Here is a 13,175-nt window from a genome sequence, read left to right on the forward strand (position 1 = left end):
CTGGGAGACAGGAGGTGAATCCTGGCAAGGAAGGGGCCAGGAACAAAGTGGCAGTAATATTTTATGATCAGGATGCCGATCTCAAGGTACTGCAGGGCAAAAAGATCGCTATTATGGGCTACGGTAGCCAGGGGCATGCTCAGGCTCAAAACTTAAAGGACAGCGGCATGGACGTTGTGGTGGGTCTGCGCAAGGGCAGCAAGTCGTGGGCTGCAGCGGAAGAAGCCGGGCTTACGGTAAAAACCGTGAGCGAAGCCGCGGCAGAAGCCGATGTTATCCAGATCCTTTTGCCTGATGAAGTCCAGCCCCAGGTTTATCGCGAAGAGATTGCTCCTCATTTGAAGGCGGGCAACGCCCTGATGTTTTCTCACGGCTTTAACATCCATTACCACCAGATCGTTCCCCCTGATGATGTGGACGTCCTCATGGTAGCCCCTAAGAGTCCAGGCCATCTGGTGCGGCGCATGTATGTAGAAGGTAAAGGCGTCCCCGCGTTGCTGGCTGTTCATCAAGATACCACCGGCAAGGCCAAAGAGCTGGGCCTGGCCTATGCCAAAGCCATTGGGTGTACCCGGGCGGGGGTCATCGAAACCACCTTCAAAGAGGAAACGGAAACGGACATATTCGGTGAACAGGCCGTTTTGTGTGGCGGATGCACAGCCCTCATCCAAGCGGCCTTTGAAACTCTGGTAGAGGCCGGTTACCAGCCGGAGATAGCTTATTTCGAATGCCTTAATGAGCTTAAGCTCCTGGTGGACATGATGTACGAGGGCGGCATCAAGTATATGCGCTTCTCCATCAGCGATACGGCTGAGTACGGGGATTTGACCCGTGGGCCGCGGGTTATCGACGACCATGTGCGGGCCACCATGAAGCAGATCCTGCGCGAGATCCAGGACGGCACCTTTGCGCGGGAATGGATTTTAGAAAACCAGGCGGGCCGGCCCGTGTTTAACGCTTTGCGCAAGCGGGCGCGGGAGCACCTGATTGAAAAGGTAGGGGACGAACTGAGGGCTATGATGCCCTGGTTGAAGAAATAGTCTCTTGCCGGAGGGGATGCGGTGGCAGCATGATAACCCTTTGAGGAGGGGCACTTAAGGGGTGAACGACACACCCCTTAAGTGCTTCGTTTTTCGCGGGCCCGGAGGTTCGGACCCGGGGGGATGGCTCCGGCTTTGCAGGTGTGCCGACAATAAGGGGGCGGCGGCGCCCGGTCACCGCCTTGCCGAAGGGGTTCTCCGGAAGCCGAAGGCCACTATCGAGATGCTTTAGACGCCCTGCCCAGCCCTTGGAAGGGCTAGGGGAAGCCGTACCTCCCTCAGTTTTCCTTCGGCCTGCCTACCTTGAGGCGGTGGCGGGAAAAAAGCCCTGGATAGGCAACGCGAGATATGATATAACAGAAAGGCAACGGATTCCATTTTGCGGTGGGGATGGGGTATAGATCTATGGAGTATGGCAGTAAGAAGGTGGCGGCAGTAGCCGTCAAGATGGCCCTCTCGGAAAGCCGGGAAGAGGAGAACCGGCTCAAGCAAGAATTTGCCCGTCAGGGTATTCGGGCAGCGGCCGTGGACTATGGAGGAGAATTCGTAGGCTCTATCCAGAAGATAGTAGAGAGGGCGGTGGTAGCGGCCAAACGCGAAGGGGTAATCCGTGAAACCCATGCGGAGGAGGGAGCGGTTGCGGGAGCCACGCGCGAGGCCCTCTCTCAGCTTCTATTTAAGGCCTTGGGGCTTAACATCGGGGGCAAGATAGGCATTGCCCGGTACCACGACCACATTAGCGTTGCCGTATTCTTCGGCATAGGGCTGCTGCATTTAGACGAAGTAGGCATCGGCCTGGGCCACCGGGCGGTTTCCTAAGCCATGGAGGGGGATGCAAGGCCGGGCGGCAGCAAAACAACCCGAATCATGGGGGCAGTATGGTAGGAAGGTGGATTATATGGACAACGTGCGGGTTATAGGTATCAGAGGCGCCATATCGGTGGAGCGCAACGAAGCCTCTGAGATCTTGGAGCGCACAGAAGAACTCTTGCGCGAGATGTTAAAAGTTAACCGCCTCGGGAAGGCGGACATAATCAGTGCTTTTTTCACCGTTACTCCGGATCTCAATGCCGCCTTCCCGGCAGAAGCTGCGCGGCGCCTGGGCTGGGGGGAAGTGGCCCTAATGTGCGCCACCGAGATTCCGGTACCCGGCAGCCAACCGGGCATCATCAGGGTTCTCCTTCATGCATACAGCCAATCCCCCCCTCAACATGTTTACCTCGGCCGAGCCGCCCTGCTTAGACCCGACCTGAGGTAATTCAAACTTTTTGAGGGGGGGCCAGGGTTTAACTTCTACAAAGGCTTACTCCTCCGGCTTCCGGCCCGAGCAGTCCTTCTTGACGTACCCAGAGGTTTACCCTCTAGGAGGCTTGTGGTAAAATTACGGCAAGGGAGGTGGGGGAGATGGGTATGGCCCTACAGGAAATGGCTGCTGCCACAGATAAGGTCTATACCTACGCTGATTACCAGCAGCTACCGGAGGGGGCACCTTACCAGCTGATTGGGGGGAAGCTGGTATTGACGCCGTCACCTGCTCCTTACCACCAGATTATTTCCGTGAAGCTTGAATTTCAAATGATTGCCCATGTAACTTCAAAGGATTTAGGCATTGTATTGCACGCACCTTTGGATGTTTACCTGGAGGAAACCGAAACCTACCAGCCGGATATTATATTCATTTCCCGAGGACGCATGGATATTATCAAAGAAGATAAAATCGAAGGGGCTCCCGACCTTGTGGTGGAGATACTTTCCCCCAGCACGGCCTATTATGACCTGCGTCATAAGTACAGAGTTTATGAAAGATCCGGGGTGAAAGAATACTGGGTGGTCGACCCCCTGGAGAAATCCATTGAGTTATTTATTTTAGACGAAGGTAAATTTAAATTGGATCAGGAAATACAGGTGAGAGGGATAATCCGTTCCCGAGTGATAGAAGGCTTTGCCGTGGACGCGGCGGACCTTTTTTGAGTTTGCCCCTACTCAGGTATTCCAAGGGAGCTTGCCTTGATTATAGGGTTGCTCCTGTAAGATTAGGTCAAGGCCCTCTAAAAGATGTAGCACAACGCAGATAGCTCAGGCGACTAACCTATTGACACTAAATAGCGCTATAGGGTATCATAGCCTTAACACGCGAATAGAGGAGAGGTTTAGCTGAGCTGAGTAGAGGAGAGGGGAGCTGGAGATGAGCCGGACGAGAAAGTCGAGGTGCCGGTGCTCATTCGAGCGTCGGCTTTTTTGTATCTTGGGGGTGAAGAAATGATACCCGTCTGGCAGGAAGTCTTGGCCGACACCGATACCCCCGTATCCTTGTACTTAAAATTCGGAAGAACCCCCTATAGCTATCTTTTGGAGAGCATAGAAGGGGGAGAGAGGCTGGGCCGTTATTCTTTCATAGGGTTTGATCCTCTGCTCGTTTACCGCTGCCGGGGCGATGAGAGCGCTCTCTTACGGGAGGGCAGGGAAGAAAAAGTCTCCGGTACCCTGGACTTTCTCCGCCGGCTGTTGCAGGAATTGAGGGTTTCTCCCCTGCCGCCGGGCGCGCCGCGGTTTTTCGGAGGCCTGGTAGGTTATTTCGCCTATGATGTGGTGCGCCGGCTGGAGAAGCTACCGACCAACGGTAAGGATGACCTGCAGCTGCCGGATATTTATCTGGTACTTAGCCGCACCCTCTTAATTTACGACCACCTCTTGCGCACCGTGAAGGTGGTATGCCTCGCCCGGAGGGGGGACCGGCAGGACTACGAAGCAGCTCAAGCTCGCCTGCAGAAGGTGATCGGGCTCATGCGTGAAAATTCTCCGGAGCATCCCCCGAGAAGCCAGGATCCAGACCTCATTTCCGGACCTGTCACCTACCGCGCCAACATGACGGCAGAAGAGTATAAAAACAAGGTAAGGCGTATCCAGGAATATATAGCTGCCGGTGATTGTATCCAGGTAGTCCTATCCCGGAGGCTGGAACTGCCTTTTCGGGGCGATACCTTCGCGGTGTACCGCCGGCTGCGAACCATTAACCCTTCCCCCTACATGTTTTATCTTAACTTTCCCGAAGTACAGCTGGTAGGTTCTTCCCCGGAAATGCTGGTACGGGTAGAGGATGGGATTATCGAAAACCGGCCCATTGCCGGTACCCGGCCGCGGGGCCGTACGGCGGGTGAAGACCGAGAACTGGCCGAGGACCTGCAAAACAGCGAGAAGGAACGCGCCGAACACCTCATGCTTTTGGACCTGGGGCGAAACGATGTAGGCCGTGTAGCTGTTCCGGGAAGCGTACAGGTGCCCCAATTTATGGCCCTCGAAAATTATTCCCATGTGATGCATCTGGTTTCCCGGGTTACCGGCCGCCTGGCCCCCGGCCAGAACGCCTTGGATGCCCTCCTGGCTTGTTTCCCCGCTGGTACGGTTTCCGGCGCGCCTAAGGTGCGGGCCATGGAAATAATCGCCGAACTGGAGCCCAACTGGCGCGGCCCTTACGCCGGGGCGGTGGGCTACTTGAGCTTAAACGGGAATATGGATACCTGTATTGCCATCCGGACCATCGCCTTTACCAGGGGTATGGCCTATGTGCAGGCCGGCGCCGGCATCGTGGCCGATTCTGAACCCGAGGCCGAATACGAGGAAACCATGAATAAAGCCCGGGGTTTGCTCAAATCATTAGGTTTCGGCACTTCCGGCGAAGGGACATGAAAGCCCCGGGCTGCCCGGTGACTCGGGGTAACCTTGGGGCCGCAGGGCTACACGGGACCGACCCGGGTCTAAAGGCCGCACCCTGGGGGCGGCCATGGGGACAGTTAGGGGCCATAAAGGGAGGGGTACCATGCTGCTAATGATCGACAACTATGATTCCTTTACTTATAATCTGGTACAATACTTCGCCGAATTGGGAGAAGAGGTGATGGTGAGGCGTAACGATGCTATCACTTTAGAGGAGATGGAAAAACTCAAGCCCCGCTACCTGGTTATTTCCCCGGGGCCCTGCACGCCCGCCCGGGCCGGCGTTTCCCTGGCCGCTATAAGAAATTTTGCCGGCAGAATACCCATCTTAGGCGTCTGCCTGGGGCACCAGTGCATCGGGCAGGCCTTCGGGGGAAGAGTGGTCCGGGCCCGGCGCCTGATGCACGGCAAAACGTCTTTCATCACCCACGACGGGAAGACCATTTTTCGGGGCCTCAAGAACCCCTTCCGGGCCACCCGCTACCATTCCCTCATTGTGGAAGAAGAAACCCTGCCCGCCTGCCTGGAAGTTACGGCCAAATCCGAGGAGGGGGAACTCATGGGTATACGCCACCGGCAGTTTCCTATTGAGGGAGTCCAGTTTCACCCGGAGTCCATACTTACCGAAGCAGGTAGGAGATTATTGGCCAATTTTCTGGCCTTGGCCTGAGAAATAAAATCCGGCTGAGCAGAGGGGAGATGAGCAGAGCCATGTTATTATCCGAATACATCCATAAAGTGGTGGCCGGCCATTCCTTAACCGAGGCGGAGGCCGAGAAGGCCATGGAGGTAATTATGGGGGGCCAGGCCACGCCGGCCCAGATAGGGGCATTTTTGACCGCCCTGCGGCTTAAAGGGGAAACGGTGGAAGAAATCACGGGCTTTGCCCGGACCATGCGGCGCCTGGCCGAGCCCCTACACAGCCGCCAGCGTGTCCTCGTGGATACCTGTGGCACCGGGGGCGATGGTCGCCATACCTTCAACATCTCCACCGCCGCCGCTTTCGTGGTGGCCGGCGCCGGGGTACCGGTAGCCAAACACGGCAATCGCTCGGTTTCCAGCCGTGCCGGTAGCGCCGATGTTTTGGAAGCCTTGGGGGTGCGGGTGGATCTGCCTCCTGCCGCCGTCGAAGCGTGTCTGGAAAAAGTGGGTATAGGTTTTCTGTTCGCCCCCGCCTTCCACAAAGCCATGAAACATGCTGCAGGTCCGCGGCGGGAAATAGGTATTCGCACCGTATTTAATCTCCTGGGTCCTCTTACCAACCCCGCCGGCGCACCGTATCAGCTGGTTGGCGTCTACGGGCCGGAATTGACGGAAACCGTGGCGTCCGTTTTGGGACGCCTGGGGTGTCGTCGAGCTTTCGTAGTTCACGGCAGCGACGGGTTAGATGAAATTACCATAACCGGGCCAACCAAAATTACCTGCCTGGAGGACGGTTCCCTGGAGACATTCCTTTTTGATCCCGAAGAAGTAGGTATTAAACCCGTCGGGCTGCAAGAGCTGCTGGGCGGGACGGCCGCCGATAATGCTGAGATCATCCGCGGGGTTCTGGAGGGCAGACCGGGACCGGCCCGGGACGTGGTGGTAGTGAACGCCGCCTTCGCCCTAATGGCCGCCGGTGCCGCGGCTTCGGTAGGGGAAGGTATGCAACTGGCCGCCGAGAGTATAGACACGGGAGCGGCTTACGACAAGCTGGCCGCCCTGGTCAATCTCACAGAAAGCTGGGCAGCCTGATGCTAAAGAAAATTTTAGAGCATAAACGCCGGGAGACCGCCCGCGCACGGGAGGAGGTTCCTTTACACCGGTTGGAGAAAATATGTAAGAGGCTGCCCGCTACCCGCGATTTTGCCGGCGCCCTTCGCCGCGGTGGATCTATTAATCTCCTGGCCGAGCTTAAAAAGGCCTCTCCCTCGCGGGGGGTGCTGTGCGAGGACTTTGACCCCCAGAGACTGGCGGGCCTTTATACCCGTGCCGGGGCAGCGGCCCTATCCGTATTGACCGACGAAGAATTCTTTCAGGGACACCCGGGGTATATTGCCCTGGTGCGGGAAGTAACCCCCCTTCCCATTTTGCGCAAGGACTTTGTCATCGATGAGTATCAGATTTTTGCCACCCGGGCCCTGGGAGCCGACGCCGTCCTATTCATTGTGGCCGCTCTGGAGGAGGCCCCGCTTAGAGAATACCTGGCCTTGGCCTCCCGCCTGCACCTCGCAGCTCTGGTGGAAACCCACACCGCAGGAGAAATCGAGGCGGCTCTCAAGGCGGGTGCCAGGATTATAGGAATTAATAACCGCGATTTGCACACCTTCAAGACGGATATAAAAACCACTTTGGAGTTGCGTCCCCTGATACCTCCCGGACGGGTCGTGGTGAGCGAAAGCGGTATCCGTGGGCGCGAAGATGTGGTTAGCCTGGCCCAAGCCGGCGTGGACGCCATCTTGGTGGGTGAAGCACTGGTGACGTCCGCCGATGTGGAGGCCAAAATACGTGAGCTCTTGGGAACTGCTCCTTAAAACTAGAGAGGAAACAAATAAGGGAATAAGCGAGGGTGAAAGCCCTTGGTAAGGGTAAAAATTTGCGGTATTAAGACCTGGGAAGACGCCAGGTCGGCTTTAGATGCGGGCGCACATGTTTTGGGCTTCGTTTTCGCCCCCAGCCCGCGCCGGATTCACCCCGAGAGGGCTCGGGAGATAATCACGAGACTGCCGCCTTTTGTTACTACCGTGGGCGTGTTTGTCAATGAGCCGCGCTACAGTCTGCTGGAGATTGCCAGCTTTTGCCGGCTCGATGTGCTACAGCTTCATGGAGATGAGCCGCCCGAGTACTGCCGCGGCCTCTTCCACCGTTTAATAAAAGCCATACGAGTAAAGGATATAGGATCCCTCGATCTTATCCCTAAATACCGGGTGGACGCCTTCCTGCTGGATGCTTTTGTTCCCGGCCAGGCCGGAGGCACGGGTCACACCTTCAACTGGGAGATTGCCCGCCGGGCCAAGGAGCTGGGTTCCCCTATTATTCTGGCCGGCGGTTTAACTCCGGAAAATGTGGCCGAGGCCATACGCCAGGTGCGGCCTTATGCCGTAGATGTGAGCAGCGGGGTGGAAACTAACGGCCAGAAGGACCCCGTCAAAATAGCCCGTTTCATGGAAGCCGTAGCCGGGGCTTAAAGAGGAGGAAAACCAATGAGTTTACCGGATGCCACGGGTCGCTTTGGAAGCTACGGGGGTCGGTTTGTCCCGGAAACCCTGATGCCGGCCCTGGAAGAACTGGAAAGTGCTTATCTAGAGGCACGCGAGGACAAGGAGTTCCAGGCAGAGTTGAGTTATTACTTGCGCCACTACGCGGGCCGGCCTACGCCATTGTATTTGGCTCGCAATTTAACGGCCCATTGGGGCGGTGCCAGGATATATTTAAAACGCGAAGATTTAAACCATACGGGTTCCCATAAGCTCAACAACGCCCTGGGCCAGGCTTTGCTGGCCCGGCGGATGGGTAAGAAGCGCATTATTGCCGAAACGGGAGCCGGGCAGCATGGGGTGGCCACGGCTACCGTCGCGGCCCTTTTAGGGCTGGAATGCGAAATATACATGGGCGCCGAAGATTGCCAGCGCCAGGCTTTAAACGTATTTCGCATGGAGCTACTGGGCGCCAGAGTAACGCCGGTGAACAGCGGGACGGCCACCCTGAAAGACGCCATTAATGAGGCCCTGCGCGACTGGGTCACCAATGTGAAAACTACCCACTACCTGGTGGGTTCGGTAGTGGGGCCCCACCCCTACCCCGTGATGGTCAGGGATTTTCAGGCGGTTATCGGTAGGGAAGTGCGGGACCAGCTCCTGGACGCCTGCGGCCGGCTGCCGGATCATCTGGTGGCCTGCGTCGGAGGGGGCAGCAACGCCATGGGGCTCTTTTACCCCTTCTTGGGGGAAGAAAAAGTAAAACTTTGGGGGGCGGAGGCCGCCGGCAAGGGTCTGGAAACAGGGTTGCATGCTGCTACCCTTACAGCCGGAAGACCGGGGGTGCTCCACGGTTTTTACAGCTACCTGCTCCAGGATGAGGCCGGGCAAATTTTGCCCGCTCACTCCGTCTCTGCCGGGCTGGACTATCCAGGCGTGGGGCCCGAACACAGTTACCTTAAGGATACCGGGCGGGCGACTTATCAGGCCATTAGCGACGCGGAAGCCTTAGAAGCTTTTCAACTGCTGAGCCGCACAGAAGGCATTTTACCGGCTTTGGAGAGCGCCCATGCCGTGGCCCTGGCAGCCAAGCTGGCTCCACGTTTGAAGGCGGAGGAGATTATGGTTATCAATCTTTCAGGCCGGGGAGACAAGGACGTGCAGCAGGTAGCGGAGATTCTGGGAAGGGAGGCATAAGAATATGGGAAAAGAAAGGCTGGCCGTCCCCTTTGAAAACGGCCGCAAGGCTTTAATCATTTATGTGTGCGCCGGGGATCCGTCCCTAGAAGTGACCGCCGAACTCGTACCGGCGCTGGCGGATGCCGGGGCCGACATCATCGAACTGGGAGTTCCCTTTTCTGACCCGGTAGCCGACGGCCCGGTGATTCAGGCTGCCGGCCAGCGGGCTCTGGCGTCCGGCACCACTCTGGCTCGTGTTTTGGATTTGACGGCTGCTCTACGGGCGAAGATGAAGATGGGAACACCGCTGGTTTTAATGAGTTACTATAATCCTATACTGCGCTACGGCCTGGCGGATTTCGGCAAAGAATTGGCGGCGGCCGGGGGGGATGGAGTTATCGTTCCCGACCTTCCATGGGAGGAAGCAGGTCTCCTGCAGAAGATCCTGGAAGGGAAAGGGTTGGCCCTCATCCCCCTGGTAGCACCTACTACCCCTGAAGGGCGGCTGCGGCGGATTGCGTCCAGGGCCGCAGGCTTTATCTATTGTGTTTCCCTTACCGGGGTCACGGGAGCCCGGGAAGAGCTGCCCCCGGACCTGTTGTCCTACATGGAAAGGGTGCGAAGGGTTACTTCTTTGCCCCTGGCCTTGGGCTTCGGCATCGGTAGCCCCGGGCAGCTCAAACATCTGGCACCCTTGGGCGACGGCTTTGTAGTGGGCAGCGCGGTGGTCCAGGCCCTGGCCGAGGGCGGAGTAGCCCGGGCGGCCGCCCTGGTTAAGGCTATGCGCGAGGCTCTGGATTCTATTTAGCAAGGGATGCTCTCGGCCCAGATGCCTGGTTACCCCTTGCCAGGAGGGGGTAGCTATGGTATAGTTTACAATAAGCCCAAGTCGTACGGTAGGATGGTAGTTTTATAGCCGGAGTTTTCCGGAGGAGAGCAGGATGGTAGCACGGCAGGAGGGTGGGCAGCAAAAGAGAGCATCACTCCTGGCGGGGTGATGCTTTTTTCTATCACCTCCTGGCGGTTGCCTGACCATTCGGAAGGTGAACTGTGAGGGGGCAGGGTAAGAATGATAGTGGTAATGCAGGGCGGAGCCAAGGAAGAAGAGATTGAGGCCGTAATAAAAAGGCTGGAGGAGGCGGGGTTTAAAGTCCACCTTTCCCGCGGGGTAGTACGCACCCTCATCGGTGCCATTGGGGACAAGAGCCGCCTGGAACTGCAGTCCCTGGAGGCCATGCCGGGGGTAGAAAAGGTAGTTCCCATCCTCAAGCCCTATAAACTCGCCGGCCGGGAGTTTAAACCTGATGATACGGTGGTGCAGGTAGGAAAACTTCGTATCGGCGGGCCGGAGATACACCTCATCGCCGGTCCATGCGCCGTGGAAAGCCGGGAACAACTCTTGGAAACGGCTCACGCGGTGCGGGAAGCCGGCGCTACCATGTTGCGGGGTGGCGCCTTCAAGCCCCGTACCTCGCCCTATTCCTTTCAGGGGCTGGGCGAACGCGGATTGGAAATATTGGCTGAAGCCCGGGAGCAGACGGGTTTGGCCGTCGTCACTGAGGTAACGGATCAGGCCATGGCCAGGGATGTGGCGGAGGTAGCCGATGTGTTGCAGATCGGTTCCCGCAACATGCAGAACTTTGCTCTGCTGCAGGCGGTAGGGAAGTTGGGTAAACCCATACTGTTGAAGCGGGGGCTTTCGTCTACCATAGAGGAATGGCTGCTGGCGTCTGAATACATTTTGGCGGAGGGCAATTTTAACGTTATTCTCTGTGAGCGGGGTATACGGACCTTTGAAACCTATACCCGCAACACTCTAGACTTGAGCGCAGTGGCGGCGGTGAAACAACTCTCCCACCTGCCGGTGGTAGCCGATCCCAGCCACGGAACCGGGAAGAGGGCCCTGGTGCTTCCCCTGGCCCGGGCAGCCATCGCCGCCGGAGCCGATGGGTTGTTGATAGAAGTCCATCCCAATCCGGAAAACGCCCTGTCCGATGGGCCGCAGAGCATTAAACCCGAGCAGTTTTCCACCTTGGTGGGTGAGGTGGCCGAAATGGCAAGAGTGCTGGGAAGGAGCCTGGCACGGATACAAGAATGAAATCAGTAGCCTATTTAGGTCCTGAAGGAACCTATTCCCACCAGGCCGCCGTGGCCTGGGGATCCCTGGTAGGGGCCGTTACCTTTCTTCCTGCCGATAGCCTCCCCGACGTCATCCAGGCGGTGCACCGGGGCGAGGGTGAAGCTGGGGTCTTGCCCCTGGAAAACTCCATCGAGGGAAGCGTCAATCTGACCCTCGACCTGCTTTTAGAGGAACCGGAGCTTCGCATCATCGGCGAAGTGGTGCTCGAAGTTCACCACTGCCTGGCCACCCGGGCGCAGCAATTGGCCCGAATAGAAGAAGTGTGGTCCCATCCCCACGCCCTGGCCCAGTGCCGCCGCTTCCTGGCCGAAAATTTGCCCGGGGTTCGCGTGTGTACGGTGAACAGCACGGCAGAGGCCATGCGCGTGGCGGCCGGCCGGGAGAAGGGGGCGGCCATAGGTTCTCCTTTCGCAGCCGCCCTATACCGCGTACCGGTTCTCTACCGGGCAATTGAAGACTACCCTGGTAATAAAACCCGCTTTGTCATAATCGGCCGGGAGGCCCCCGGAGGGGACGGGCCCTACAAGACCTCCCTGGTCCTGGCTGTGCCGGAGAACCGTCCTGGGGGCCTCTACGAAGTGCTGCGCTATTTTGCAGAGGCCGGGATTAATTTAACCCGTATCGAGTCTCGCCCGACCAAGAAAGAGCTGGGCGAGTATCTTTTTTTCCTCGATTGCGAAGGACACGCGGACTTGCAACCCCTGTCCGGCGTGCTGGCGGAACTGAAGCCCCGGACGGCCCTCCTGAAGGTACTGGGTTCCTATCCGTGCCATAGAGAGGTTGGGAGACCATGATCGAACAGGCGGCTATTATCGGCCTGGGGTTAATGGGAGGTTCCATGGGGATGGCCCTCCTTAAAGGCGGGGTGGCCCGGGAAGTCGTGGGTTATGACCGGCAGGTCCGCGCGGTGGAAATGGCCCTGGAGGTCGGGGCCATAAGCCGAGGAGCGGACGGCGCGGCGGAGGCTGTCCAAGGAGCCCAACTGGTGATCCTGGCCCTGCCCGTGGGCTCGCTACCTGCCGTGGCCCGCCAAATAGTTCCCCACTTGCAGCCCGGAGCGGTGGTTACCGATACGGGCAGCACCAAGGGCGGGTTGGTGGCCATTCTGGAGGACATCTTCGCTGCCCGGGCACATTATATCGGCGGACACCCCATGACCGGATCGGAACGGGCCGGCATAGGGGCGGCAGATCCCTATCTCTTCGAGAACGCCGTTTACGTTTTAACCCCCACCCCGAGGACCAATCGGGACGCCCTCCGGCGGTTGGAAGCAGTCCTTAAAGCCCTGGGAGCCAGGATCCTTCACCTTTCCCCCGCGGACCACGACCGGATCGTGGGCGCTGTGAGCCATCTGCCCCATTTGTTGGCGGTATCCCTTATGCGGGTAGCGTCCAGGCTTTCCCAGGAGTATCCAGAGCTGTTAATGTTTGCTGCCGGCGGTTTCCGGGATACCACCCGTGTAGCGGCGGGAAATCCCGTAATGTGGCGAGATATATATTTAAACAATAGCGAGGCCGTTCTTCAAGTGCTGGAATTGTGGCGATGGGAAATAGGGGTGCTGGAAGATTTAATAAGGGCCGGAGAGGGAGAAGGCCTGGAACGGGCGTTGGAGGCCGCCCGGGAACTCCGCGCCCAAATACCCGGGAAGCAGAAGGGCCTGCTACCCGCCCTCCATGAAATTGTGATTACCGTTCCCGACAAACCCGGAATCATTGGCTTTATAGGCCAGGTGCTCGGGAGCGAGGGAATCAACATTAGTGATATTGAAATCTTAAGGGTGAGGGAGGGAGAAGGGGGCACCATACGTCTGGGCTTTACCGATGCGTCCGCCGCCGAGCAAGCCTTAGCCGTTTTGCGCCGACACGGCGTCACCGCCCGCTGGCGGGATGGCTAGGCGCTAAACCTGATTGGATACGGGTTTCGTCC

At 57.9% G+C, this 13,175-nt stretch carries 14 protein-coding genes; all 14 read left to right on the plus strand.

The features are described 5' to 3' along the window. Positions 1-47 precede the first annotated feature (47 nt). The 14 genes from ilvC (at position 48) to TAMC210_RS08985 (ending at position 13,143) form a co-directional block, all read left to right on the plus strand. Positions 48-1,040 (plus strand): ketol-acid reductoisomerase, encoded by a 993-nt coding sequence (gene ilvC / locus TAMC210_RS08920; protein WP_173298719.1) that lies wholly within the window; start codon positions 48-50, stop codon positions 1,038-1,040. A gap of 405 nt (positions 1,041-1,445) precedes the next feature. After that, positions 1,446-1,859, plus strand: a complete 414-nt coding sequence (locus TAMC210_RS08925; protein WP_173298457.1) for a HutP family protein — start codon at positions 1,446-1,448, stop codon at positions 1,857-1,859. Between the two features lie 79 nt (positions 1,860-1,938). Continuing rightward, positions 1,939-2,298, plus strand: a complete 360-nt coding sequence (gene aroH / locus TAMC210_RS08930) for a chorismate mutase (RefSeq protein WP_173298458.1) — start codon at positions 1,939-1,941, stop codon at positions 2,296-2,298. Between the two features lie 146 nt (positions 2,299-2,444). Beyond that, the gene (locus TAMC210_RS08935; protein ID WP_173298459.1) at positions 2,445-3,011 is read left to right on the plus strand and encodes a Uma2 family endonuclease; all 567 of its coding nucleotides are present in this window, start codon (positions 2,445-2,447) and stop codon (positions 3,009-3,011) included. Positions 3,012-3,299: 288 nt separating this feature from the next. Continuing rightward, positions 3,300-4,727 (plus strand): anthranilate synthase component I, encoded by a 1,428-nt coding sequence (gene trpE / locus TAMC210_RS08940; RefSeq protein ID WP_173298460.1) that lies wholly within the window; start codon positions 3,300-3,302, stop codon positions 4,725-4,727. Positions 4,728-4,857: 130 nt separating this feature from the next. Beyond that, the gene (gene pabA / locus TAMC210_RS08945; protein WP_173298461.1) at positions 4,858-5,424 is read left to right on the plus strand and encodes an aminodeoxychorismate/anthranilate synthase component II; all 567 of its coding nucleotides are present in this window, start codon (positions 4,858-4,860) and stop codon (positions 5,422-5,424) included. Positions 5,425-5,465: 41 nt separating this feature from the next. Beyond that, positions 5,466-6,488: an anthranilate phosphoribosyltransferase gene (gene trpD / locus TAMC210_RS08950; RefSeq protein WP_173298462.1), complete on the plus strand. Its 1,023-nt coding sequence runs from the start codon at positions 5,466-5,468 to the stop codon at positions 6,486-6,488. Beyond that, positions 6,488-7,267: an indole-3-glycerol phosphate synthase TrpC gene (trpC, locus tag TAMC210_RS08955; protein ID WP_173298463.1), complete on the plus strand. Its 780-nt coding sequence runs from the start codon at positions 6,488-6,490 to the stop codon at positions 7,265-7,267. Before trpD ends, trpC begins: the two co-directional genes overlap by 1 nt. Positions 7,268-7,312: 45 nt before the next feature. Next, positions 7,313-7,921: a phosphoribosylanthranilate isomerase gene (locus TAMC210_RS08960; protein WP_173298464.1), complete on the plus strand. Its 609-nt coding sequence runs from the start codon at positions 7,313-7,315 to the stop codon at positions 7,919-7,921. Positions 7,922-7,936: 15 nt separating this feature from the next. Continuing rightward, the gene (trpB, locus tag TAMC210_RS08965) at positions 7,937-9,127 is read left to right on the plus strand and encodes a tryptophan synthase subunit beta (RefSeq protein WP_173298465.1); all 1,191 of its coding nucleotides are present in this window, start codon (positions 7,937-7,939) and stop codon (positions 9,125-9,127) included. Between the two features lie 4 nt (positions 9,128-9,131). Further along, on the plus strand, positions 9,132-9,917 hold the full coding sequence (trpA, locus tag TAMC210_RS08970; protein ID WP_173298466.1) for a tryptophan synthase subunit alpha: 786 nt from the start codon (positions 9,132-9,134) through the stop codon (positions 9,915-9,917). 261 nt (positions 9,918-10,178) lie between these two features. Next, positions 10,179-11,207, plus strand: coding sequence for a 3-deoxy-7-phosphoheptulonate synthase (gene aroF / locus TAMC210_RS08975; protein WP_173298467.1), 1,029 nt, complete (start codon positions 10,179-10,181; stop codon positions 11,205-11,207). Continuing rightward, a complete protein-coding gene (gene pheA, locus TAMC210_RS08980; RefSeq protein ID WP_173298468.1) occupies positions 11,204-12,043 on the plus strand; it encodes a prephenate dehydratase in 840 nt (279 codons plus the stop codon). Before aroF ends, pheA begins: the two co-directional genes overlap by 4 nt. After that, a complete protein-coding gene (locus TAMC210_RS08985) occupies positions 12,040-13,143 on the plus strand; it encodes a prephenate dehydrogenase (protein ID WP_173298469.1) in 1,104 nt (367 codons plus the stop codon). The genes pheA and TAMC210_RS08985 overlap by 4 nt, the downstream gene beginning before the upstream one ends. The last annotated feature ends 32 nt before the right edge of the window (positions 13,144-13,175 follow it).

The sequence above is a fragment of the Thermanaeromonas sp. C210 genome (assembly GCF_013167955.1).
GTDB lineage: Bacteria > Bacillota > DSM-521 > Neomoorellales > Neomoorellaceae > UBA12545.

Excerpts from the sequence above, each read along its gene's own strand:
- trpE (WP_173298460.1), top strand. The coding sequence starts at position 3,300 with ATGATACCCGTCTGGCAGGAAGTCTTGGCCGACACCGATACCCCCGTA.
- trpB (WP_173298465.1), top strand. The coding sequence starts at position 7,937 with ATGAGTTTACCGGATGCCACGGGTCGCTTTGGAAGCTACGGGGGTCGG.
- aroH (WP_173298458.1), top strand. The coding sequence starts at position 1,939 with ATGGACAACGTGCGGGTTATAGGTATCAGAGGCGCCATATCGGTGGAG.
- TAMC210_RS08935 (WP_173298459.1), top strand. The coding sequence starts at position 2,445 with ATGGGTATGGCCCTACAGGAAATGGCTGCTGCCACAGATAAGGTCTAT.
- trpC (WP_173298463.1), top strand. The coding sequence starts at position 6,488 with ATGCTAAAGAAAATTTTAGAGCATAAACGCCGGGAGACCGCCCGCGCA.
- trpD (WP_173298462.1), top strand. The coding sequence starts at position 5,466 with ATGTTATTATCCGAATACATCCATAAAGTGGTGGCCGGCCATTCCTTA.
- TAMC210_RS08925 (WP_173298457.1), top strand. The coding sequence starts at position 1,446 with ATGGAGTATGGCAGTAAGAAGGTGGCGGCAGTAGCCGTCAAGATGGCC.
- pabA (WP_173298461.1), top strand. The coding sequence starts at position 4,858 with ATGCTGCTAATGATCGACAACTATGATTCCTTTACTTATAATCTGGTA.
- TAMC210_RS08985 (WP_173298469.1), top strand. The coding sequence starts at position 12,040 with ATGATCGAACAGGCGGCTATTATCGGCCTGGGGTTAATGGGAGGTTCC.
- pheA (WP_173298468.1), top strand. The coding sequence starts at position 11,204 with ATGAAATCAGTAGCCTATTTAGGTCCTGAAGGAACCTATTCCCACCAG.
- trpA (WP_173298466.1), top strand. The coding sequence starts at position 9,132 with ATGGGAAAAGAAAGGCTGGCCGTCCCCTTTGAAAACGGCCGCAAGGCT.
- aroF (WP_173298467.1), top strand. The coding sequence starts at position 10,179 with ATGATAGTGGTAATGCAGGGCGGAGCCAAGGAAGAAGAGATTGAGGCC.